This window comes from Pseudomonas sp. Soil_N_39 (genome assembly GCF_057655955.1).
Map to the genome: position 1 here is coordinate 62,147 of NZ_JBDGLI010000007.1, position 23,428 is coordinate 85,574.

A 23,428-nucleotide genomic window follows, 5' to 3' on the forward strand; every position below is an offset into this window, starting at 1 on the left:
TTCAGGCCAGCCTTAAACTGCTACCCCTGTGGGAGCGAGCTTGCTCGCGATAGCGGTGTGTCAGCTACATCAATGCCAATGGGGTTGACGCCATCGCGAGCAAGCTCGCTCCCACAAAGAGATGTGGCGACTTTTTGATCAGGTCGGACAGGTTTCCTGGCCATTGTCCAAACCTTGCTTGTAGCTCTGGCTGGTGAGGCTGGCCTTGCCGTTGTGCCAGGTCAGGGTCAGCACATACAGCGAATCGAAGTCTCCCGAGGCCCAGTCTTCGGTAATGGTCTGCTCCTTGCCCACCGCCTCACCGGCGACCTTGTTGATCAGCTCCGGCAGGTAGCCATGGGACCAGGCGGTATAGATGGTGGAGTTGTGGTACTTGTCGTGCAGCAGTTCGTCAGCCAGGTCGCTGGTGTCGTTGGCTGAAAAATTGATGTTCACCGGCAACCCGAGCTTGATGGCGCTGGGGCTGATGGTCATCAGCGGGCGAATATAGCTGTAGGAGTTGTCCAGCTCACCCTCTTCGACATTGCGGGTAGGGTTGGCCGCGAACACATAGTCGGCCTTGCCGAATTTTTCCGGCAGCAGGGTGGCCAGGTCGATGGCGCGATTGAGGCCTTGGCAGTTGAGCTGGCCCAGGCCGCCGGCGGGTTTCTCGGCGTGGCGCAGGAACACCAGGGTCTGTACACCGTCGGCTGGCTGGGCGCGGCTGACGCTGGATTCCAGCGACAACACCAGGCCACAGACCACAAGCAGCGTCGGCAGCATCAGCCACGAACGGTGTTTGAAGCGTCGGGCGAAATTCAGTGGGTTCATCATCGAATAATAGTCTTCAGCACGCTTGAGTCAGGCTGACAAACCCTGGCACCGCGAAGCGGCTGGCTTCGGGTGTTTTCCCTGTCGTTACGCCTCGTTGATTCTTCGGAGGCATTGCTCAGAGTCCCTTCGAGCGCTTTGGTTCGATTCCGGTGCACTGTAGCGATCTCCGTCGGGAGATGGGACGAACGTTAACGACAGGATGTTGCGAAATTAAGAAAGGACGACGTGAATTCTGTGACCGGCAGTGATGTGGTCCCCTACATCTTGGATTATCCTCGGGGTTTACTTCATTTTCGAGCCGACACCATGCCTAACCTAACCCCATACCCCATCACCCAAAAATGGCCCGCCCAATACCCGGAGTGGCTCCAGCTCTACTCCCTGCCAACTCCCAACGGGGTGAAGGTCTCGATCATGCTGGAAGAGATCGGCCTGCCCTACGAGCCCCACAAAGTGGACTTCGCCAGCAACGACCAACTGTCGCCCGAATTCCTTTCCCTGAACCCCAACAACAAGATCCCGGCGATTCTCGATCCCCATGGGCCGGGGGACCAGCCGTTGGCGTTGTTCGAGTCGGGGGCGATCCTGATTTATCTGGCGGACAAGAGCGGACAGTTGCTGGCTCAGGAATCGGCGGCGCGCTACGAGACGATCCAGTGGCTGATGTTCCAGATGGGTGGGATCGGGCCGATGTTCGGGCAGTTGGGGTTCTTCAACAAGTTCGCCGGCAAGGACTACGAGGACAAGCGGCCACGCGATCGTTATGTCGAGGAAAGCAAGCGCCTGCTCAAGGTGCTTGATGGCCGTCTGCAAGGGCGGGACTGGATCATGGGCGAGCGCTACACCATTGCCGATATCGCCACGTTTCCCTGGGTGCGCAACTTGATCGGTTTTTATGAAGCCGGTGATTTGGTGGGTATCCAGAACTTCCCCAATGTGACGCGAGTATTGGAGCGCTTCCTGGCGCGGCCGGCCGTGGCCCGCGGGTTGAAAATTCCGGAATGAGCAAGCCGACGACCAGCCGATTCGATTACAAGCAACTGGATGTGTTCAGCGATGTGCCGCTCAAGGGCAATCCGCTGGCGGTGGTGCTGGGGGCGGATGGGCTCAGTGACTCGCGCATGGCCGCTTTCGCCAACTGGACCAACCTCAGCGAAACCACGTTCCTGTTGGCGCCGCAGCACCCGGAAGCCGATTACCGGGTGCGTATTTTTACCACTTCCACCGAGTTGCCATTTGCCGGGCATCCGACCCTGGGCAGTTGTCACGCCTGGCTGGAAGCCGGAGGTGTGCCGAAAGGGCAGGAGATCGTGCAGGAATGTGGCGTCGGCTTGGTCAGGATTCGCCGCAGCGATCATGGGTTGGCGTTCCTCGCGCCGCCCTTGCTTAAGTCCGGTCCGCTGGACGCCGAGCTGCTGGAGCGGGTGCGCAAGGGGCTGGGGCTCGCAGCCGAGGCGATTGTCGAGGCGCAATGGGTCGACAACGGTGCCGGCTGGCTGGCGTTGATGCTCAAGGATCGCCAGCAAGTCCTGACGCTTGAGCCCGATTACTCTCAGTTGCTGGATCTGGCCGTGGGCGTGATCGCACCCTGGGATCGGGCCGTGGATGGCGATGAGGCCCACTTCGAAGTGCGCGGCTTCATTGCCGGTGATGGCATGCCCGAGGATCCGGCCACCGGCAGCCTGAATGCCGGGCTTGCCCAATGGATGCTGGGCAAAGGGCTGGCGCCTGCGTCCTACGTGGTCAGCCAGGGATTGACGATGGGCCGGGCCGGGCGAATTCATGTCGAGCAGTTGGGGCAAGAGGTCTGGATTGGTGGCGCCGTCGTGACGTGCATCAATGGCTCGTTGGCCTTGTGAGGCGATTATTACCCGGCGGGTAACACTCTGTTTTCCAGCGGGCGTTTGTGCCCTGGCTGGCCAGGGCATAAGCTTTGCCCCCTGTGATCGAGCAGCATTTTTTGCCCAGGAGTCTCATGTCCAGCCAGTTCCCTGAAGCCCGTCCACGCCGCCTGCGTCGCAATGCAAGCCTGCGCAGCCTGTTCCAAGAAACCGAGTTCACGTTGAGCGATCTGGTGCTGCCGATTTTCGTCGAAGAAGAAATCGATGATTTTGTGCCGATCAAGAGCATGCCCGGCGTGTTGCGCATTCCTGAGTCGAAGCTGGCTGGTGAGATCGAGCGCTATGCCCGTGCCGGCATCAAGTCGGTGATGACCTTTGGGGTGTCCCATCACCTGGACAATGATGGCAGCGACACCTGGAGCGACCGCGGCCTGGTGTCACGCATGGCCGGGATCTGCAAGGACGCGGTGCCGGAAATGATCGTGATGTCCGACACCTGTTTCTGTGAATACACCGACCATGGTCACTGCGGCGTGCTCCACGGCGATGAAGTGGACAACGACCGGACCTTGGTCAACCTGGGCAAGCAAGCCGTGGCGGCGGCCCGCGCCGGTGCCGATGTAATCGCGCCATCGGCGGCCATGGACGGTCAGGTCCAGGCGATTCGCAAGGCTTTGGATGACGCCGGTTTCAGCCAGACGGCGATCATGGCCTATTCCACCAAATTCGCCTCGGCGTTGTATGGGCCGTTCCGCGAGGCCGGCGGCAGCGCGCTGAAAGGCGACCGCAAGAGCTACCAGATGAACCCGATGAACCGCCGCGAAGCCTTGCGCGAATCCCTGCTCGACGAGCAGGAAGGTGCCGATGCGCTGATGGTCAAGCCGGCCGGTGCCTACCTCGACATCATCCGTGACATTCGCCAGGCTTCGAACCTGCCGCTGTCGGCCTACCAGGTCAGTGGCGAATACGCGATGATCAAATTCGCCGCCCAGGCCGGCGCCATCGACGAAGCCCGCGTGGTGCGCGAGAGCCTGGGCGCAATCAAGCGGGCGGGGGCGGACCTGATCTTCACCTACTTCGCCATGGACCTGGCGCTGAGCGGGATCTGATCCCGCGCTGCTTCTGCCTGCATCAATAATGTTGCCTGTGCCGCCGCCTTCGCGAGCAAGCTCGCTCCCACATTGGTTTTGGGGTGTATGGGCGATTTAGGTACACCGCCATTCTCTTGTGGGAGCGAGCTTGCTCGCGATAGCGGTGGGTCAGCTTGAATCAATGTCGCCTGTGCCGCCGCCATCGCGAGCAGGCTCGCTCCCACATTGGGCATAGCCCGCATCCACTTTTGATCGTATGGTTGCTCCGGAATAATGAAGCGATGGAGCACCATGCAATTCAACCGAATGATGATCAGCCTCGCGGCGTTGCTGGCCCTGGTCGGTTGCGGCAGCCGTCAGGCCCAGGAACCCGAGCGCCAGCCCGCTGAGGTCAAGAAGCAGATTGTGCAGCTGTTGCCGGCCAAGACGGTGGATCGCGAAGGTTGGGCGACGGACATCTACGTGGCCTTTGCGGCCCAGCAGATTCCCTCCACGACGCAGAATATCTGCGCAGTCCTGGCGGTGACCGAGCAGGAGTCGACATTCCAGGCCGACCCGCCGGTGCCGGGGCTGGGCAAAATCGCCCGTCAGGAAATCAACCGCCGTGCGGCGAAGGTGCACATTCCGGAGCTGTTGGTCAGTGGCGCGCTCCAGGTGCGTTCGCCCAATGGCAAAAGCTACAGCGATCGGCTCAACGCGGCCCGTAGCGAGAAAGAGCTGAGCGGAATTTTCGATGATTTCATCGGCATGGTGCCGCTGGGCAAGACCCTGTTTGGCGGTTTCAATCCGGTGCACACCGGTGGGCCGATGCAGGTCAGCATCGCGTTTGCCCAGGCCAATGCGCGGGATTATCCCTACACGGTGGATGGCTCGATTCGTCGCGAAGTGTTCAGCCGCCGTGGCGGGATGTACTTCGGTATCGCGCATTTGCTGGGCTATCCGGTGAGCTATACCGAGCCGTTGTATCGTTTCGCCGATTTCAATGCCGGGTGGTACGCCAGTCGCAACGCGGCTTTCCAGCATGCGGTGAGTGTGGCGTCGGGCATTTCCCTGGCGCTGGATGGCGATCTGATCGCGCACGATTCAATCATGCCGGGCAGTACGGAGCTGGCGGTGCGCACGCTGGGCAAGTCGTTGGGCCTGCGCAACCCGACCATTCGTGATCAATTGGAGCAGGGCGACAGCCTGGCGTTCGAGGACAGCAAGCTCTACAAGCGTGTGTTCGAACTGGCTGAGCGGGCCGAGGGCAAGCCGCTGCCACGGGCGGTATTGCCGGGGATCGTGCTCAAGAGCCCGAAGATCACGCGCAAGCTGACCACGGCGTGGTTTGCCAAGCGGGTGGATGAGCGTTATCAGCGCTGCATGGCGCGGGCGTCTGGGCGCTAGCCAGGCGTTGGGGCATGAAAAAGCCCGGCGGATGAGGCCGGGCTTTTATTGTGATGGGTTTGGTTCGGGAGTGTTCTGGAACGGTGTGTCGGGTGAACTGCGCAGCGGTTCCGTGAAGGTTGCGGCCGCTGCGCACTGGAGCAAGCTCCCTTGCCACTTGGTTTGTTGTCGATCAATTGTTACGGTCAAGCTACTCATGCGTGGTTTTCGATCAGACGATCGGAGCCGCCTTCAGCGACACGGTTTTCGATCAGACGATCGGAGCCACCTTCAGCGACGCGACGTTCCAGCAGGCGATCGGAGCCACCTTCAGCGACACGGTTTTCGATCAGACGATCGGAGCCACCTTCAGCGACGCGACGTTCCAGCAGGCGATCGGCACCGCCTTCAGCGACACGGTTTTCGATCAGACGATCGGAGCCACCTTCAGCGACGCGACGTTCCAGCAGGCGATCAGAGCCGCCTTCGGCGACACGGTTTTCGATCAGGCGATCAGAGCCGCCTTCAGCGACGCGATTTTCGATCAGACGATCGGAGCCACCTTCGGCGACGCGGCGTTCCAGCAGGCGATCAGAGCCGCCTTCGGCGACACGGTTTTCGATCAGGCGATCAGAGCCGCCTTCAGCGACGCGGTTTTCGATCAGACGATCGGAGCCACCTTCGGCGACGCGGCGTTCCAGCAGGCGATCAGAGCCACCTTCGGCGACACGGTTTTCGATCAGGCGATCAGAACCGCCTTCGGCGACGACGGGTTGCGAGGAGGCGGCAAATACGTTGGCGGCCAGTACGGAGAAAGCGAGGCTGAGGATGACTTGGCGTTTCATGATGGTGTGCTCCGGGGGTGCAGTTGTTTGTGTGGGGCCATTGTTGTCCCGGGCGATCATCAAGAGAACTTCATTGGCATGATGGTGAACATCGACGGCAGTGATAGCTCGTCAGTGCATCGATGCCGGTTGATCCAGCGAGGCGACGCCACGCCGTGCGCATCGTCCTGCGGGTGGAACACTGCCAGGTTTGTGGGCTCTACCGGGTAACCCACAGGCAGGAGGCAAGTTCATGTATCAGTTATTCGGTTACAGGCAATCCGGCTCCGCGGCGGTGGAGATTGCCCTGGATCTTTGCGATGTGGCCTATCGGCGGGTCGATGCCTATTCGACGCAGGACAGCGACGCCGCGAAAGCGCTCGAGGCGCTCAACCCGCAGAAACAGGTCCCGACCCTGCAGTTGCCGGACGGCTCGGTGCTGACCGAGGCGGCGGCGATCCTGATTCACCTCGGGCTGACCTATCCCGCCTCGAAGCTGCTCCCTGGCGATGCAGCCCAACGTGCGCAAGCCATACGAGGGCTGGTCTATATCGCGGCCAATTGCTACACGCCCATCGGCATCATCGATTTTCCGGAACGCTGGCTGGACGATGCGGACGAAGCGACTCGGCAGCGTTTGGTATCGGGCACCCAGCAACGGCTGTACCGCAACTGGGCGCTATTTGCCGACCAGTTCCCGGCCCAGCCGTTTCTCGGCGGTGCCGAGCCGGGGGCGCTCGATATCCTGGCGGCGGTGATCACGAAGTGGAGAGACACGCGGGAGGCCATGCTGAAAGCCCGTCCGGAGTTCTACGGATTGTTGGCGCGCATCGACCACCATCCGCGTGTAGCACCGATGCTGTCGCTGCATTGGCCTGATTGAATCAAGGACACGCCTTGCGTACAGCCGCCTGCTCAACCAGGTCGACAAATTGCCGGACGTTCTGCTGATGCGCCGCCACCAGTTCGTCGATGCTGGCCCCCGCCGGTGTCTGCAGGCTGCTGCGACAGGTGAGGGGGCGGGCGTCGCTACCCAGGTTGCGCAGGCGCCATTGCGCGTCCATGCGGGCATAGCGTCCGGGGATCGAGTCAAAGCGCTGCACGTCCACCCGCAGCGATGATTTCGGCGCGCCAGGGTTGCTCAGTTGTTCGTCCAGGCTGCTGTGCAGTTCATCTGAAAGGCTGGCGCCCCACCATTCGGTTTCCAGAATCGCCAACCCGCTGTTGCCCTGGCGAATGACCATTTGGGTGCGATCCACCTGGGGCGGGACGCTCACCTGTTCGATCTGGATGTCCACGCCGGCGCGTGACTGGCCTGTCGGCTGAGCCGGACTCAGGGTGTGGTAGTGAATCGGATCGCTGCGACAGGCACCGAGCAGCAGCGCCACGGCAACCAGGGTGAATTTCAGCGTCAGTGGCATGGGACGGGCTCCTGTGATCATTCTTTCACCGGCAATGTGAGGTTCTGTGCCGGTGCGTCCTTGGGACGACCGCGAAGCAGCGATTCGGGATGGCGACTCAGGTAGTCCGACAGTTCGCGCAGCGAGCGCGACATGCGCCCCAGGTCATCCAGGGTCTGGGTCAGTTGTTCGCGTTGCGGTGAATCTTCGGCCAGGGTCGAGTTGGCCGATTGCAGGGTCTTGCTGACGTCCTGCAAGGTGCTTTGCACGCCTGGCAGGGTCTTGCGGTTGAACTGGGCCAGGCCTTTGCGCAGCTCCACCAGGTTGCCATCCAGGTTGCCGGCGATACTCTCCAGCGGCAGTTTGTTGATTCGCTCGACCATCGTCTGCAGTTGTTCCTGCAATTGCTGGAGGCTGCCCGGGAGAGTCGGGATACGCACAGGGCGGGCGCTGGGGTCGAAGGCCACTTTTTCGGCCTTGGGGTAGAAGTCCAGCGAGATGTACAACTGCCCGGTCAGCAGGTTGCCGCTGCGGGCCTGGGCGCGCAGGCCACGATCGACGAAACTGCCCATCAGGCGGGCAGAGGCGGCTTCGTCCTCCGGGTCGTGATTGAGCGTCTTGAGCAGTTTTTCATGGGCCTTGCCCAGGCGCTGAGGGTAGATCACCACGCCGACGTTGACCGGAAAGCTGCGTTGCTTTTCATCGAAGTCGAGGTTGATGGCCACCACCCTGCCGACCTCCACGCCGAGGAACTCTACCGGCGCACCGACGCGCAACCCGCGCAGTGCCTGGTCGAATCGAAGGGCCAGGTATTGGCCCTTGCCATCGGGCGGGGCGAGGGCGCTTTGCTGATCGGCAAACAGTTCGAAGGTCTTATCTTCGCTGGCGGCGGTGTCGTTGGGGTTGTATTCCGGCGCCCGGAACGCAATGCCGCCCAGCAGCAAGGCCGAGAGCGATTCGGTCTTGACGGCGAAACCGTTGGCACCGACGTTCACGTCCACGCCGCTGACGTTCCAGAACCGAGTGTTTTCGGTGACATACACATCGTTGGGTGCGTTGACGAACACGTCGATGTTGACGCCTTTGCCGTCGGCGTCCAAGGCGTAGGACACCACCTGGCCCACCGGGATCTTGCGCAGGTACACGGGAGAGCCGATGTCCAGCGAGCCGAGGTCCTGGGAGTGCAGGGTGAAGCGCTTGCCCGGTTCGCCGTAGGTGATTGGCGGCGGGGCTTCCAGGCCGGTGAAGGATTTGGCGCGCACTTTCGACTGGCCGGCGTCGGCGCCGATGAAGTCACCGGACAGCAGCGTGTCGATCCCCGAGATCCCGCCGGCCCCGATGCGCGGCCGTACGACCCAGAACACCGAGTCTTCGTGAGTGAAGGTGTCGGCGGTCTTGGCGAGCTTGACCGTGGCAGTGACGTTCTTCTGGTCCTCGCTCAGTTGCACGTCGGTGACTTGGCCGATGACCACGTTGCGGTATTTCACCTGGGTCTTGTTGGCGGTCAGGCCCTGGCCGGTCTTGAAGGTGATGGTGATGGTCGGACCTTCCTGCAGCCAGTTGTGGACCACCAGGGAAACACCCACCAGCACCGCAATGATCGGCACGATCCACACCAGCGACACCGTCCAGCGGCGGGTGGTGACGTGGGCCTGGCCGGGTACGGGTTGTTGCCCGTCAGTGGCTTGCGACTTCATCCATGACCTCCTCGGATGGTTGGGTGTCCCAGATCAGCCGGGGGTCGAAACTCATGGCCGACAGCATGGTGAACAGCACCACGAGGCCGAAGAACAGGATGCCCGGTCGCGGTTCGATATCGCTCAGTGCCTGGAACTTGACCAGGGCGGCCACCAGGGCCACCACCAGCACATCGAGCATCGACCAGTAGCCAATGACTTCCACCAGCCGGTACAGCTTCGCCCGCTGGACCTGGGCCCAGGTGCTGCGCCGCTGTGCGGTCACCAGCAGCAGGGTCAGCACCACGAACTTGATGCCGGGCACCGCGATGCTGGCGATGAAGATGATCAGGGCGATGTCCCAGGCGCCGCTTTGCCAGAACTCGATGACACCGCTGATGATGGTGCTGTCGGCGCCTTCGCCGAGCATCTGGGTATTCATGACCGGAAGCAGGTTGGCCGGGATGTAGAACACCAGCGCCGCGAGCATGTAGGCCCAGGTGCGGGTGATGGCGTCGGGTTTGCGTCGGTGCAGGGCGGCATCGCAACGCGGGCAGGTTCGGGGTTCGTCGTTCATGTCGCAGGCCAGGCCGCAACTGTGGCACAGGCACAGGTTCAAGTCGCGGGCGTCTGGCGGGGCGTCCAGCGGCTGGCCGTTCATAGGCTGTCCCACAAGTCACGGACATCGCGTCCGGCAATGCGGATCATCAGCAGGCTCAGGGCCGCCAGGGCGAACAGGCCGATGCCCGGAAGTACGTCCAGCAGGCCGGCGAGCTTGATCACCGCCACCAGCGCGCCCAGCAGGCACACTTCCAGCATGCTCCAGGGTCGCAGGGTTTCCAGGCTGCGCATGCACAGGTTGAACCCTGGTGCCCGTCGCTGGAGGTAGGCATGCCCCAGCACCCAAAGCAGCAGCGCCAGTTGGAAGGCCGGTGCAATGATGATCGCCACCGCTGTCACCAGGGCGATGAAGGTGATGGGGCCCTGGCTCAGCGCCACGATGGAGTCCCATAACGTCGCACTGTTGCTCAGGCCCTGGAGGCGGATGCTCATCACCGGGTAGATGTTGGCGAAAGCCCACAGCACCGCGGCGGTCACGCTCAGGGCCAAGCGTTGTTCGATGGTCAGGCCGTTGTAGCGCTGGATAACCGCGTGGCAGCGCACGCACGCGGCTTTCTGGTGCGGGGCGAGCACAACCGGCTCGTACACCGCATCGCAATGTTCACAAATGATCAGTCGGTCGGTGGCGGCCATTGGGATGCTCGCAGGAACAACCCCTTCAATATAGAAGTGTGTTGAGAATGAGCAACCCGCTGGCCGGGATCATTCGCCGCGAATGTATTGCTCCAGTTGTCGGATCAGATCGGCCTGTTCGGCGATCGCTTCCTTGACCAGGTCGCCGATGGACAGCAGTCCGACGAGCTTGCCGTCTTCTACCACCGGCAAATGGCGCAAGTGCTTTTCGGTCATGATGCTCAGGCAGGTCTCGACATTCTGGTGCGGGTCGATGGTGATCACCGGGGATACCATGATGTCGCTCACTTTCGTGCCCACCGACGAGCGACCGTGCAGGACCATTTTGCGGGCGTAGTCGCGCTCGCTGATGATCCCCAGCACTTTGTCGTCTTTCACCACCAGCAAGGCGCCGACGTTCTTCTCGGCCATGCGCATCAGAGCCTGCAATACCATGTCGTCCGGTGAGATGGTGTGCACTTGCTGGTTCTTGTCATCTTTCATCCGGAGCAACTGCGCGACGGTTTTCATGGGGAAGCCTCGGGGTGTTGTTTTTGCTGGTTGTTAAAGCATCGTAGACCCAACGGCGCAGAGCAAGCGGTAAAGCGGCGGCCAATCGTCCAAAAGCGTCATTGCCGGTGAATTCACCACCGAAGTGACGCCATGCACCCCTGTGGCGAGGGGAGTCCCTCTGTGGGAGCAAGGCTTGCCCGCGATGGCGCCGGCGCGGTCTCCCAGAGGAAACGGGGCGCCTGCATCGCGGGCAAGCCTTGCTCCCACAGAAGGATAAATCCCCTCGTCACAGGTAGAATCGCGGCACACGCAAAATTCGAGGTTGCAGCGGTGGATTTACAGCAGGGCTTCGTCCTGACCCGGCATTGGCGCGATACCCCGGCCGGCACCGAAGTCGAGTTCTGGCTGGCGACCGACGCCGGTCCCCGGCGCGTACGCCTGCCGGTGCAGACGTCGGTGGCCTTTGTGCCGCAGGTCCAGCGCGGCCAGCTTGAAGCCTTGCTGCAAGGGGAAAAGGACATAGAGCTGCGCCCCCTGGACTTGCTGGATTTCGAGCATCGTCCGGTGTTGGGCCTGTATTGCCAGCAACATGCCCAGTTGATGCGCCTGGACGGCACCTTGCGCCGCGCCGGTGTGGAGGTGTTCGAAGCGGACATCCGGCCACCGGAGCGCTACCTGATGGAGCGTTTCATCACCGCCCCGGTGTGGTTCGGCGGTACACCGGCCGCCGATGGCCTGCTGGTCGATGCCCAGATGAAACCAGCGCCCGACTACCGTCCACCGTTGCGCCTGGTGTCCCTGGACATCGAAACCACCGCCCAGGGCGAATTGTATTCCATTGCCCTGGAAGGCTGCGACGAGCGCCAGGTCTACATGCTCGGACCGCCTAATGGCGACGATACTGGTGTGGATTTCCAGCTGGAATACTGCGAATCGCGCACGCTGCTGTTGAAGAAACTCAACGACTGGTTCGCCCGTTTCGACCCGGACGCGATCATCGGCTGGAACCTGGTGCAGTTCGACCTGCGGGTGCTGCATGAACACGCCCGGCGCCTGGCCGTGCCGTTGCGCCTGGGGCGCGGCGGCGAAGAAATGCAATGGCGCGAGCACGGCGCGCGCAACAACCACTTTTTCGCCTCGGCGGCCGGTCGGTTGATTATCGATGGCATCGAGTCCCTGCGTTCGGCGACCTGGAGCTTCTCGTCGTTCAGCCTGGAAAATGTCGCCCAGACGCTGCTGGGGGAGGGCAAGTCCATCGACAACCCGTATCAGCGGATGGACGAGATCAATCGCATGTTCGCCGAGGACAAGCCGGCCCTGGCCCGCTACAACCTCAAGGACTGCGAGCTGGTGACGCGGATCTTCGCCAAGACCGAGCTGCTCAAGTTCCTGCTGGAACGGGCCAGCGTCACCGGCCTGCCGGCGGACCGCAGCGGCGGTTCGGTGGCGGCCTTCACGCACCTGTACATGCCGTTGATGCACCGCCAGGGTTTTGTTGCCCCCAATCTCGGCCAGCGTCCGCCCGAGGCCAGCCCGGGTGGGTTTGTCATGGATTCCCAGCCGGGGCTCTACGAGTCGGTGCTGGTGCTGGACTACAAGAGCCTGTATCCGTCGATCATCCGCACCTTCCTGATCGACCCGGTGGGCTTGATCGAGGGGCTGCGTCACCCGGATGACCCTGAATCGGTGCCGGGCTTTCGTGGGGCGCGCTTCTCCCGAAGCCGGCACTGCCTGCCGGCCATCGTCGCGCGGGTCTCCGAAGGCCGGGAGACCGCCAAGCGCGAGCACAATGCACCGCTGTCCCAAGCGTTGAAAATCATCATGAACGCCTTTTATGGCGTGCTCGGCTCCAGTGGTTGCCGCTTCTTCGATCCGCGCCTGGCCTCGTCCATCACCCTGCGCGGCCAGCAGATCATGCAGCGCACCCGCCAGTTGATTGAAGCCCAGGGCCATGTGGTGATCTACGGCGATACCGACTCCACCTTCGTCTGGTTGCGTCGTGCCCATGGTCAGGAGGAAGCGGCGAGGATTGGTCGCGAGTTGGTGGCACACGTCAACCAATGGTGGCGTGAGCAGGTGCGTGCCGAGTTCGGATTGGAAAGTGCGTTGGAGCTGCAGTTCGAAACGCATTTCAAGCGCTTTCTGATGCCGACCATCCGGGGGGCCGAGGAGGGCAGCAAGAAACGCTACGCCGGGCTGGTGACCCGCGCCGACGGCAGCGACGAAATCGTCTACAAGGGCCTGGAGACCGTGCGTACCGACTGGTCGCCGCTGGCCCGGCAGTTCCAGCAGGAGTTGTACGGGCGGATCTTCCACCGCAAGCCCTACCAGGATTATGTGCGCGATTATGTGCAACAGACCCTGGCCGGTGCGTTCGATGAGCGGCTGGTCTACCGCAAGCGCCTGCGGCGGCCGCTGGACGACTACGAACGCAACGTCCCACCCCACGTGCGGGCCGCGCGGCTGGCCGATGAGTTCAACCAGCGCCAGGGCCGTCCGCGGCAATACCAGAATGGCGGCTGGATCAGCTACGTCATCACCGTCGCCGGCCCCGAGCCGCTGGAAATTCGCAGTGCGCCAATCGATTACGACCACTACGTGACCAAGCAGCTACAGCCGGTGGCGGACGCGATCCTGCCGTTTGTGGACGATGATTTTTCGACGTTGGTGGGGGGGCAGATGGGGTTGTTCTGAAGTTCCCAGGTATTCAGGCCGAGCTGTGATCAAGGCCTATCCCCTGTGGGAGCAAGGCTTGCCCGCGATGAAGACGACGCGGTGTCCTGGGGGGAACGAGGTGTCCGCTCGCGGGCAAGCCTTGCTCCCACAGAAAAACTCCATCACCACAGGTCGGTGTGAATCCCAGGATTGGATGTCAAACCATCGCCAGCCGCTGCTTGCCCTGGGGCTGGGGAAATATCAGGTCGAGGGCGGCCAGGTCCTGAGGCTCGAGCCGGAAGTTGGCCGCCTCGGCATTCAAACGTACATGCTCGGGTTTCACCGCCTTGGGAATGGCAATCACATTGTCCTGACGCAGCAACCACGCCAGTGCGATCTGCGCCGGCGTTGCGCGATGGCGTTCGGCGATTTGTCCCAGGGTGTGATCCTTGAGCAGGTGCCCGCCCTGGCCGACCGGGCAGTAAGCCATGATCGGCATGCGCTGTTGCTGGCACCAGGGCAACAGGTCGAATTCGATGCCACGTTCCTGCAAGTTGTACAGCACTTGATTGGTGGCGCAGGCCGGCGAGGCCAGCTCCTCAAGGTCATCGACGTCAAAGTTCGACACACCCCAACGGCCGATCTTGCCTTCTTCGCGCAGGCGCTCAAACGCTTCGACGGTTTCTTCCAAGGGGTACTGCCCGCGCCAGTGCAACAAATAAAGGTCGATGTAATCGGTGTCGAGCCGGCGCAAGCTGCGTTCGCAGGCCAGGGGGATGCCTTTGCGACTGGCGTTGTGGGGGTAGACCTTGCTCACCAGGAAAACCTGGTCGCGCAGGCCAGTGATCGCTTCGCCGACGACGGTCTCGGCGCCGCCTTCGGCATACATCTCCGCCGTGTCGATCAGGGTCATGCCCAGTTCGATCCCCAACCGCAAGGCCGCTACTTCTTTCTTGTGATGGGACGGTTCTTCACCCATGCGCCAGGTGCCCTGGCCAATTACCGGTACGGACACACCCGCCAATTCCAGCGTCCTCATGTCTATCTCCTGTTTTTTGAGCTTTGACGTGTGGCAGCAGGATAGACCAAGTGTTCACGCATTGATCGTTCCCATGCTTTGCGTGGGAATTCAACCGGGAGGCTCTGCATCCTCAAAGCGTAACGCAGAGCGTCACAGAAGGTGTTCCCACGCGCAGCGTGGGAACGATTCGGCGAGGGGGTTATTTGGCGGAGAACTTCAACACCATGGTCTGGGTGTAGGTCTGGCCTGGATCAAGCCGCGTCGAAGGGAAGTTCGGCTGGTTTGGCGAATCGGGGTAGTGCTGGGTTTCCAGGGTGAACGCGCCCCAATGCGGATAGACCTTGCCTTGCTTGCCCTTGACGGTGCCGTCGAGGAAGTTGCTGGTGTAGAACTGCACGCCAGGCTCGGTGGTGTAGAGCTGCAGGCGGCGTCCGGACTCGGTGTCATACACCTCGGCGGCCAGTTTGGTCACGTCGCCCTTGGCGTCCAGCGCCCAGTTGAAATCGAAGCCGCCCTGTTTCGGTTCGGCGAATTTGAGTTGTGGGTGATCAGCTTTGATATGGGTGCCGATGGCGGTGGGCTGGGTGAAATCCATCGGTGTGCCGGCCACGGGGGCCAGTTCGCCGGTGGGAATGAGTTTGCCGGTGACCGGCGTGTAGTGGGCCGCGTTCAGGGTCGCGACCTGCTCGAGTATGTCGCCGTTGCCTGCGCCGGCCAGGTTGAAATAGCTGTGGTTGGTCAGGTTCAGCACCGTGGGCTTGTCGGTGGTGGCCTTGTACTCGATGCGCAACTCGTTCTGTTCGTTGAGGCTGTAGGTGACGTCGGTTTTCAGCGCGCCGGGAAAGCCCATCTCGCCATCGGGTGACAGGTAGGTCAGGGTGACGCCCACCGAGTCCTTGGCATTATGGGGCTGGGCCTTCCAGACACGCTTGTCGAACCCTTGCGGCCCGCCGTGCAAGGAGTTGCCATGGTCGTTCTGCGGCACTTGGTAACGCTTGCCGTCCAGCTCGAAGGCGCCATCGGCCAGGCGATTGCCGAAGCGGCCGATGGTCGCGCCGAAATACACGCTGCCGTTCTTCTGATAGCCCTGCACATCGTCGAAGCCGAGCACGATGTCGGCGGCCTTGCCGTTTTTGTCCGGCACGCTCAATGACTGGAGGATGCCGCCGTAGGTGATGACCGTAGCCTCCATGCCATGGCTGTTGCGCAGTACGAATTTTTCCACCGCTGTGCCGTCGTCGGTCTTGCCGAACGCACCGCGTTCATTGGTCAGGCCGGCAGCCTGGGAAGCCGAGGTGGCGATCATCAGAGACACTCCGAGGGCCGTGAGCAGTTGTCTGGATTCAAGCATGGTATGACCTTCCTTCCTGTTGTTTTGTTGTTGTTTTAACGCGGGTCGAGTCCGTTACTGGTCGGACAGCGATGAAGGCTTTCGTGTCTAGTAGTCTTTCTATTTAAAGGGTGAGAAGGGATTTATAGCCAAAAATGAAGATTTATCAATTAAAAAGTAAGACTAATTAGCCAAGAAAGACCTTGCTGAAGGTCGAGGATTTTCTCCGGGCACTGCACTTTTACGACTTTTGCCGCTCTATCCATGGCCTGGAAGCGGTGACCCCCATCGCTTCCCCCTGCCCAGATTGAGACTCGATGGCCGGTGTTTTTTCTTCTGTGACGAGGTTGCGCCGTGCCTGCATGGCAGGGTTGGTCGGTGTGTCGCTGCTGTTTGGCGGCGGCTGCAGCCATCAACAGGGGCAGGACATGGTCACGCAGTTCAGCAATGCCAAGCCCCAGGAGTTCTTGCAGACCAGTGTTGACCGCATGGCTACGTTGGCCATGCACGACAACCTGCAAAGCCTCTACCTGCTGATGAGCAAGCTTTACCTGCGCAACCCCGAGGAACTGCGCAAATCCGGCTTTCTCGACGCCCGCACCGCGGAAAAACAGGTGCGCATGGCCATTGAGCAGCAACAACCCTTGCCGACCTTGGGTGGCAAGAAGGACCTGGCCGCCCTGAGCTATGCCATGAGCCCGGAGTTTCTCGGTGACCGGGTCGGGGCGTTCATCTATGCCATCGGCAGCATGCTGGTCACCGCCCATGGCAATCGCCTCGAGTTCTACATGACCGACACCATCGATCCGCGTTTTGTCAGCAATGCGGCGCGCAACATCGAGAAGGCCACCTGGCTGCTCAGCCAGCGGCAGAATAAGGACGGCACGCCGTTGCTGTTTTCCAATGAGATTTCGGAGGAGGGCAGCAACCTGAGTTTCGCCGTGGAGTTCGGCAAAATCGTCGCCCGATTGGACCTGCTGACCCAGATGCTCGACGAGCGCTACCGGCGTATCGGCTTGAATTATGCCCAGAGCCTGTTATTCCTCAACTTCCTGCCGGTCCAGTGAAAAGAGAGAAAAGGAATAAAGATAGATCACATCGATATAGGGAGTTATAAGAAAAATCGCTATGCTCGCGGCCAGATTTTTCATGCGGTCGTGCTGAGACGGGTTTAATGGATTTCGGTAATGTCGGTTTAGTCGTTGCGGGTCTGGTGGTCGGTTTCATCGTTGGTATGACCGGCGTCGGCGGTGGTTCGCTGATGACCCCGATCCTGTTGTGGTTTGGTATCAACCCGGCGACAGCGGTGGGTACGGATCTGCTGTACGCGGCCATTACCAAGTCTGGCGGTGTACTGGTTCATGCCAAGAACCGCAACATCGACTGGGCCATCACCGGTTGGCTGACGTTGGGCAGCGTGCCGGCGGTCGGCTTGACCCTATGGTTCCTCAGCAGCCTGCACAGTTCGCCCGACGCCATGAATGCGGTGATCAAGCAAGCCTTGGGCTTTGTGTTGTTCGCCACCGCCCTGGCCATCCTGTTCAAGAAACGCTTGCTGCAATTCGCCCACGACCGTGCCGGCGGTCACTACAACCCCTCCGGTACGCGTCTCAATGTGCTCACGGTCATCACCGGTCTGGTGTTGGGGACGATGGTTGCGTTGACGTCCATCGGCGCCGGCGCCCTGGGCACTGTCGCGTTGTTCATCCTCTACCCGTTCCTGGTCACCAAGCGCCTGGTGGGCACCGAGATCGCCCATGCCGTGCCGCTGACCCTGGTCGCTGGCCTGGGCCATGCGAGCATGGGCAACATGGATTGGCACATCCTGGGTTTCCTGCTGATCGGTTCGTTGCCGGGGATCTACCTGGGCAGTCATTTGTCGGGACGTATCTCCGACGAGCTGCTACGCCCCTGCCTGGCGGTGATGCTGGCGATGATCGGGTTCAAGTTGGCGTTCTGAGTACCCAGTTCGAAAATAAATCTATGGGTTCTCACCGATCCAATGTGGGAGCGAGGTGGCTCGCGATAGCGGTGTGTCAGCCAAATTGATATCGACTTGCAAATCGTCATCGCGAGCAAGCTCGCTCCCACAACAGTCCCTCGCCAAACTCTCGTACCAAAATTGCTTTTCCTTTCCTGTGGTTGCGCAATGATCCCCCTGGCCTAAGCTTCAAGGCAGGCAGGCGCAGTATCGAGCGACTCTCGCGGAACAATCGCCGCCCTGTGCAATCAGTACAGCGTAAATATCAAAAGGAGAGGCGCATGCTCATTCGGTCGTTGACCTTCGCTACCTTGCTGGCCATCGCCGGCCCCCTGTTCGCTGCCGATGGCGACTCACCCTTGGTGGCGGATGCAGGCAGGGCACGTCCCCTGATCGTCATCGCGCCCAGCACAGTCGACCCGGCCTGGGTCAGCCTGAAAAAAGCCTTGGATGAACCGGCGGGCAAGCAGGGTTTTTCCGAGCGCAACATGGTGCTCTACACCGTGCTCAATACCATTGGGCAGCGCGATGGCAAGGATCTGGACCCGCAAAGCACCATGGCGCTGATCCGCTCCCTCAAGCTGGGCGCCGGTGCCCAGACCAAGATCATCCTGGTGGGCAAGGACGGGGAAAAGAAGCTTGAACATTCCGGGGCGATCGAATTGAAAGACCTCTTCGACACCGTCGATAAGCTCCCCACTGCGGAAAAAGAAGCGACGCCCCCGGCGCCACCTCCCGCGCCGGAGCCTGCACCGGCCAAGGATGCGAAAGGCACCAAGCCTGGCAAGGCAGTCAAACCGACGGAGCCGCCGAAACCGTTGGATGATTGATTTCCGATAGCACCGAGGCCGCTTTTGTGGCGAGGGGATTCATCCCCGCTGGGGCGCGAAGCGGCCCCCTCGAACCGGTGTGTCAGGCAGATTGGGGGCGCTTAGGAGGGCTGCTGCGCAGCCCAGCGGGGATAAATCCCCTCGCCACAGGGGGACTCGTCGTCCTTTATTGAGCGTCCAACGCCATCAGGATCCGATGCGCCGCCTTCACCCGTTCCTCGATCGGGTAGTTCTTGTTGGCAAGCATCACGATTCCCATGTCCTTTCCAGGCACGAATGCCGCATATGCGCCGAAACCGTTGGTGGATCCTGTCTTGTTGATCCAGGCGCCGTCCGGTGCCGGGCGAGGCGGGTCGAGCGGTTCGACTTTTTGCGGAGTCAGGGCCATCTGCGGTGTGTTGCCCGCGAGCAGGTCGCCCAAGGTGAATGGGGCGGGGTAGAACTCCCAGCCCAGCCCTTGATTCATCCCGCCAACCTTGTAGAAACCCGTATGCGTCGTGGCGATGGCTTGCTTCAGTTCCGCGTCCAGTTTTTCAGGTCGCAGGTTGGCCTCGACGAAGCGAATCAGGTCCGTTGAGCTGGTCTTGACCCCGTAGGCTTCGGAATCCAATGCGCCGCTGCCGACTCGCACGGGCTTGCCGTCCTTTGTATAACCTTGGGCGTATCGGCCCATCTGATCCTGCGGCACCCGCACATAGCTGTGCTTGAGGCCCAACCCTGGCATCAGCGTGCGCTCCATCACCGCGTCAAAGGGCTGCCCCAGGCTGCGGGCCGCCAGATAGCCGAATAGACCGATGCTCGGGTTTGAATAAAGCCGCTGGGTGCTGGCCGGATAGAGCGGCTTCCAGGTCTTGTAGTAATTGAACATCCGGTCTGGGTGATCCGCCTCCTCGGGAAACTGCAGCGGCAGGCCGCCAGCGGTGTAGGTGGCGAGATCGAGCAGGCGGGTGCCCTCCAAGGCGCTGCCGCGCAACTCGGGTGCAAAGCGACTGGCCGGATCCGCCAGGGACAGTTTGCCCTGGGCCTGGGCATAGGCGCCGAGGGTGGCGGTGAAGGTCTTGCTGACCGAGCCGATTTCGAACAGGGTCTGGTCGGTGACCGGTTTTTTCGTGTCCTTGGCGGCGACGCCATAATTAAAGAACTGGCGTTGGCCGTTGTGCGTGATCGCGACCGCCATGCCCGCGATGTCCTGTTGTTTCATCAAGGGCTGGATGACGGCATTGACCGTGTCTTCAATGCGCTCCTGGGCAAAGCCCACAGGCGTCCCGCAGACCAGGAAAAAAGTCCCGGCGAGTATCGATCTGGCAATTTGCATAGTGCAGCGCTCTCGTTGGCCTTCCTTGAGGGGGTGGTCAATCTAGGGCGTTTTTGGCTGCCCGGCAATCCGAGGCTATCGGGCCGAGACGTGTTTCTGAGTCGTCTGATAGCGGCGCGAGAACCTTCCTACAAAACGGCCCGGTTATCCGAGGCGGTCAGACCTCAAGCCAAACCACACAAAGCGGCGGCTGCCGGGTAAACTTGCGCTCTTTCTAAAGGAGTTCCCATGAGTTACTACCAGCCCGGCATTCTCGCCACCCCTGTTCCGCCTCAGGCCCGTCATTTGTTTTTTGCCTTGGAATCGGTCGAGGCACTGCCGGCTGCGCTAGACAAACTCCTGTTGCTGCTCGATGGCCGGGCCGTGGTCGGCTTTGGCGAGTCGCTGATCCAGGCGCTGGGCGCCCAGGTCGATGGCCTGCGGGCTTTTCCTGCGTTGGCTGGCGTAGGCGTGGACAACCCCTCGACCCAACACGCCCTGTGGTGCTGGTTGCACGGTGAAGACCGCGGCGAGTTGATGCTCCGTAGCCGCGCCATCGAAGCCGCATTGGCCCCGGCGCTGCGCCTGGTGCAGATGAACGAAACCTTCCGCCACATGACCGGCCACGACCTGACCGGCTATGAAGATGGCACCGAAAATCCGCACGACGAAGCGGCCATCGCCGCCGCCCTGACCCAGGGCGCCGCCGGGGTACGCGGTGGCAGTTTCGCCGCGATCCAGCAATGGCAGCACGATCTGGACGGTTTCGCGGCGATGCAGCCCCATGAGCGCGACAACATCATGGGCCGGCGCCTGAGCGACAACGAGGAAATCGACGACGCGCCGGAGTCGGCCCACGTCAAGCGCACCGCCCAGGAAAGTTTCGCTCCGGAAGCGTTCGTGGTGCGTCGTTCCATGCCTTGGATCGAGGGCGACCGTGCAGGGCTGATGTTCCTGGCATTCGGTTTTTCCCTCGACGCCTTCGAGGCCCAATTGCGGCGCATGAGTGGCCTGGAGGACGGCATCACCGACGGTCTGTATCGCATGAGCCGACCGATCACCGGCGGTTATTACTGGTGCCCGCCGTTGTTGGACGGACGCCTGGATCTGCGTGCCCTGGCCCGGTAAGCGCAGCGGTTTGTGCAAAGCGTGACGTGAACGCTATTCTTGGGCCGGACCTCTATCCGTGGAATGGGAGAAGCAAGCGTGGATAAAGTCATCGTCATCACCGGTGGCGGCCGCGGAATCGGGGCCGCTACGGCGCTGTTGGCTGCCGAGTTGGGCTATCGGATCTGCATCAACTACCAGTCCGATGAAAGTGCCGCGCAAGAGGTGCTTGAACAGGTCCGGGCCAAGGGCGCGCAGGCGATTGCCGTGCGAGCCGATGTGAGCATCGAAGACGAAGTGATCGGCCTGTTCGACCGGGTGGACGCCGAACTGGGCCGCGTCACCGCCCTGGTGAACAACGCCGGCACGGTTGCCCACAAGTCCCGACTCGATGAGATGTCCGAATTCCGCATTCTCAAGATCCTGAAGACCAACGTGTTGGGGCCGATCTTGTGCGCCAAGCATGCGGTGCTGCGCATGTCGCCCAAGCATGGCGGCCAGGGCGGCAGCATCGTCAACGTCTCGTCGGTGGCTGCCCGCCTGGGGGCGCCGGGGGAGTACGTCGACTACGCGGCCTCCAAGGGCGCGTTGGACACCTTCACCATTGGCCTGTCCAAGGAAGTGGCCGGCGAAGGCATCCGCGTCAACGCGGTGCGTCCCGGTTATATCTACACCGATTTCCACGCCCTGAGCGGCGACCCGGACCGGGTCAGCAAGCTGGAGTCGGCGATTCCCATGGCTCGGGGCGGTCGTCCGGATGAAGTGGCCGAGGCGATTATCTGGCTGCTGTCGGACAAGGCTTCGTATGCGACCGGGACGTTTGTGGATCTGGGTGGGGGGCGCTGAGGTCTTGGGGTGTCTGTTCTGGCCTCATCGCGAGCAAGCTCGCTCCCACATGAGGGCTGCTGAGTTATTCATTTCACCGCAAATCCCTGTGGGAGCGAGCTTGCTCGCGATGGCGCTCTGACAGACAACCCAATATCAAAACGACCGAATAATCCGCCCCAACGTCTCCATGGCCTTTTCCGAGACTTCGGTCCACGGGCTGCCATAGTTCAGGCGGATGCAATTCCTGAAACGCCGGGTCGGTGAAAAGATCGGCCCCGGGGCGATGCTGATGCCCTGGGCCAGGGCCATCTGGAACAGCTTCAGCGAGTCCATCCGCTCCGGCAGCTCCAGCCACAGGAAGTAACCGCCCGCCGGCTGGCTGACCCGAGTCTGGGCCGGGAAATAGCGGGCGATGGCGGCGAGCATTGCGTTTTGCTGTTCTTCCAGGGCGTAGCGCAGTTTGCGCAGGTGACGGTCGTAGCCGCCGTGTTGCAGGTAGTCGGCGATGGCGGCCTGGGCTGGCATCGAGGCGCACAGCGAGGTCATGAGCTTGAGCCGTTCAATCTTCTGCGCGTAGCGCCCGGCGGCGACCCAGCCGATGCGATAACCCGGTGCCAGGCTCTTGGCGAACGAACCGCAATGCATCACCAATCCTTCAGTGTCGAACGCCTTGGCGGGCTTGGGGGCCTGTTGTCCGTAATAGAGTTCGGCGTAGACGTCGTCCTCGATCAGCGGCACTTGATGGCGGCGCAGCAGTTCCACCAATGCCTGTTTCCGTTCCTCGGGCATAGTCGCGCCCATGGGGTTCTGGAAACTGGTCATGCACCAACACGCCTTGATCGGGTGACGCTCCAGCGTCTGCTCCAGCACGTCCAGGTCGATGCCGTCGCGTGGGTGGACGGGAATCTCCACGGCTTTGAGCTTGAGCCGTTCCAGCACCTGCAGGCTGGCATAGAACGCCGGTGCCTCGATCGCCACCAGGTCGCCGGGCTCGGTCACGGCTTGCAGGCACAGGTTCAAGGCCTCCAGGGCACCGTTGGTGACCAGCAGTTCCTCCATGGGCAGCATCAGCCCGCCGACCATGTAGCGCAGGGCGATCTGGCGACGCAATTGTGGATTGCCTGGCGACATGTCCGTGACCACGACCCTTGGGTCCATGTCCCGTGTTGCGCTGGACAGCGAGCGGGACAGCCGTTGCAGCGGGAACAGCGTCGGGCTGGGGAATGCCGAGCCGAACGGTACGGTGGCCGGGTCTTTGATCGAGTCCAGGACCGAAAACACCAGTTCGCTGACGTCGACTTCGGTGGACTCGTGCACCTGGCTGCTGATTGCCGGCTCGGAAAACGGGCTCGGTGCATGGGTGTTGACGAAGTAGCCGGAGCGCGGCCGGGCCCGGATCATGCCGCGTCGCTCAAGCAGGTAGTAGGCCTGGAACACGGTAGATGGGCTGACGCCGTAGGTCTGGCTGGCGTAGCGCACCGACGGCACGCGCTGGCCCGGCCCCAGCATGCCCGAGCGGATCAGTTCAGCGATGTCGTCGGCAAATTTCTCGTAGCGTTTCATGGCAGGCTCAGTCTCGAGTGACGCGTGATTTGCGCTTTTAAACTGTGGGAGCGAGCTTGTGGG

21 protein-coding genes and 1 pseudogene are annotated in these 23,428 nt (G+C 61.7%); 11 read left to right on the forward strand and 11 right to left on the reverse strand.

The window, feature by feature from the left end; all coding sequences use genetic code 11:
* Positions 1-138: 138 nt before the first annotated feature.
* Positions 139-813 (reverse strand): histidine phosphatase family protein, encoded by a 675-nt coding sequence (locus tag AC3A5O_RS12510; protein ID WP_122568087.1) that lies wholly within the window; start codon positions 811-813, stop codon positions 139-141.
* Between the two features lie 306 nt (positions 814-1,119).
* On the opposite strand from AC3A5O_RS12510, the gene AC3A5O_RS12515 reads away from it, so the two are divergent.
* From AC3A5O_RS12515 to AC3A5O_RS12530, 4 genes are all read left to right on the forward strand, one after another.
* Complete coding sequence (locus AC3A5O_RS12515; RefSeq protein WP_305470445.1) at positions 1,120-1,818, forward strand: glutathione binding-like protein; 699 nt, start codon at positions 1,120-1,122, stop codon at positions 1,816-1,818.
* Positions 1,815-2,672, forward strand: a complete 858-nt coding sequence (locus AC3A5O_RS12520) for a PhzF family phenazine biosynthesis protein (RefSeq protein ID WP_305470446.1) — start codon at positions 1,815-1,817, stop codon at positions 2,670-2,672. The genes AC3A5O_RS12515 and AC3A5O_RS12520 overlap by 4 nt, the downstream gene beginning before the upstream one ends.
* Before the next feature lie 116 nt (positions 2,673-2,788).
* The gene (gene hemB / locus AC3A5O_RS12525; RefSeq protein WP_305470447.1) at positions 2,789-3,763 is read left to right on the forward strand and encodes a porphobilinogen synthase; all 975 of its coding nucleotides are present in this window, start codon (positions 2,789-2,791) and stop codon (positions 3,761-3,763) included.
* 273 nt (positions 3,764-4,036) lie between these two features.
* On the forward strand, positions 4,037-5,131 hold the full coding sequence (locus AC3A5O_RS12530) for a DUF1615 domain-containing protein (RefSeq protein ID WP_487753233.1): 1,095 nt from the start codon (positions 4,037-4,039) through the stop codon (positions 5,129-5,131).
* A 389-nt stretch (positions 5,132-5,520) separates the two neighbouring features.
* Here AC3A5O_RS12530 and AC3A5O_RS12535 read toward each other — a convergent pair.
* Positions 5,521-5,955: pseudogene (locus tag AC3A5O_RS12535) on the reverse strand (phage infection protein); the annotation flags it as partial.
* Positions 5,956-6,187: 232 nt separating this feature from the next.
* Here AC3A5O_RS12535 and AC3A5O_RS12540 point away from each other — a divergent pair.
* On the forward strand, positions 6,188-6,817 hold the full coding sequence (locus AC3A5O_RS12540; protein ID WP_487753234.1) for a glutathione S-transferase family protein: 630 nt from the start codon (positions 6,188-6,190) through the stop codon (positions 6,815-6,817).
* 1 nt (position 6,818) lies between these two features.
* On the opposite strand, the gene AC3A5O_RS12545 is transcribed toward AC3A5O_RS12540, so the two are convergent.
* From AC3A5O_RS12545 to AC3A5O_RS12565, 5 genes are all read right to left on the reverse strand, one after another.
* Complete coding sequence (locus AC3A5O_RS12545) at positions 6,819-7,355, reverse strand: PqiC family protein (RefSeq protein WP_122568094.1); 537 nt, start codon at positions 7,353-7,355, stop codon at positions 6,819-6,821.
* Between the two features lie 17 nt (positions 7,356-7,372).
* The gene (locus tag AC3A5O_RS12550; RefSeq protein WP_122568095.1) at positions 7,373-9,031 is read right to left on the reverse strand and encodes a PqiB family protein; all 1,659 of its coding nucleotides are present in this window, start codon (positions 9,029-9,031) and stop codon (positions 7,373-7,375) included.
* A complete protein-coding gene (locus AC3A5O_RS12555) occupies positions 9,012-9,671 on the reverse strand; it encodes a paraquat-inducible protein A (protein ID WP_305492037.1) in 660 nt (219 codons plus the stop codon). The genes AC3A5O_RS12550 and AC3A5O_RS12555 overlap by 20 nt, the downstream gene beginning before the upstream one ends.
* Entirely contained in the window at positions 9,668-10,264 is a 597-nt protein-coding gene (locus AC3A5O_RS12560; RefSeq protein ID WP_305481305.1) for a paraquat-inducible protein A, read from the reverse strand. The genes AC3A5O_RS12555 and AC3A5O_RS12560 overlap by 4 nt, the downstream gene beginning before the upstream one ends.
* Before the next feature lie 69 nt (positions 10,265-10,333).
* Positions 10,334-10,774, reverse strand: coding sequence for a CBS domain-containing protein (locus AC3A5O_RS12565; RefSeq protein WP_122568098.1), 441 nt, complete (start codon positions 10,772-10,774; stop codon positions 10,334-10,336).
* Between the two features lie 312 nt (positions 10,775-11,086).
* On the opposite strand from AC3A5O_RS12565, the gene AC3A5O_RS12570 reads away from it, so the two are divergent.
* Complete coding sequence (locus tag AC3A5O_RS12570) at positions 11,087-13,450, forward strand: DNA polymerase II (RefSeq protein WP_487753235.1); 2,364 nt, start codon at positions 11,087-11,089, stop codon at positions 13,448-13,450.
* A gap of 178 nt (positions 13,451-13,628) precedes the next feature.
* Here AC3A5O_RS12570 and AC3A5O_RS12575 read toward each other — a convergent pair whose 3' ends face one another.
* Together AC3A5O_RS12575 and AC3A5O_RS12580 are read right to left on the reverse strand one after the other, a co-directional pair.
* Positions 13,629-14,450, reverse strand: a complete 822-nt coding sequence (locus tag AC3A5O_RS12575; RefSeq protein WP_122568100.1) for an aldo/keto reductase — start codon at positions 14,448-14,450, stop codon at positions 13,629-13,631.
* A gap of 181 nt (positions 14,451-14,631) precedes the next feature.
* Positions 14,632-15,783, reverse strand: a complete 1,152-nt coding sequence (locus AC3A5O_RS12580; RefSeq protein ID WP_122568102.1) for an aldose epimerase family protein — start codon at positions 15,781-15,783, stop codon at positions 14,632-14,634.
* Between the two features lie 341 nt (positions 15,784-16,124).
* Here AC3A5O_RS12580 and AC3A5O_RS12585 point away from each other — a divergent pair, with 341 nt between their 5' ends.
* The 3 genes from AC3A5O_RS12585 to AC3A5O_RS12595 all read left to right on the forward strand — a co-directional run bounded on the left by AC3A5O_RS12585 (position 16,125) and on the right by AC3A5O_RS12595 (position 18,573).
* Positions 16,125-16,829, forward strand: a complete 705-nt coding sequence (locus AC3A5O_RS12585) for a hypothetical protein (protein WP_240998508.1) — start codon at positions 16,125-16,127, stop codon at positions 16,827-16,829.
* 107 nt (positions 16,830-16,936) lie between these two features.
* Positions 16,937-17,722, forward strand: coding sequence for a sulfite exporter TauE/SafE family protein (locus AC3A5O_RS12590; protein ID WP_122568104.1), 786 nt, complete (start codon positions 16,937-16,939; stop codon positions 17,720-17,722).
* A gap of 302 nt (positions 17,723-18,024) precedes the next feature.
* Positions 18,025-18,573: a DUF4174 domain-containing protein gene (locus AC3A5O_RS12595; protein ID WP_122568105.1), complete on the forward strand. Its 549-nt coding sequence runs from the start codon at positions 18,025-18,027 to the stop codon at positions 18,571-18,573.
* A 166-nt stretch (positions 18,574-18,739) separates the two neighbouring features.
* Here AC3A5O_RS12595 and ampC read toward each other — a convergent pair whose 3' ends face one another.
* A complete protein-coding gene (gene ampC, locus AC3A5O_RS12600; protein ID WP_487753236.1) occupies positions 18,740-19,888 on the reverse strand; it encodes a class C beta-lactamase in 1,149 nt (382 codons plus the stop codon).
* A 228-nt stretch (positions 19,889-20,116) separates the two neighbouring features.
* On the opposite strand from ampC, the gene AC3A5O_RS12605 reads away from it, so the two are divergent.
* Positions 20,117-20,995, forward strand: a complete 879-nt coding sequence (locus tag AC3A5O_RS12605; protein WP_487753237.1) for a Dyp-type peroxidase — start codon at positions 20,117-20,119, stop codon at positions 20,993-20,995.
* 78 nt (positions 20,996-21,073) lie between these two features.
* Entirely contained in the window at positions 21,074-21,820 is a 747-nt protein-coding gene (locus tag AC3A5O_RS12610; protein ID WP_122568108.1) for an SDR family oxidoreductase, read from the forward strand.
* 135 nt (positions 21,821-21,955) lie between these two features.
* On the opposite strand, the gene mapR is transcribed toward AC3A5O_RS12610, so the two are convergent.
* Positions 21,956-23,365 carry a GntR family transcriptional regulator MpaR gene (gene mapR, locus AC3A5O_RS12615; protein WP_305481308.1) on the reverse strand — a complete coding sequence of 470 codons (1,410 nt, stop codon included), beginning with the start codon at positions 23,363-23,365 and terminating at the stop codon, positions 21,956-21,958.
* Between the last annotated feature and the right edge of the window lie 63 nt (positions 23,366-23,428).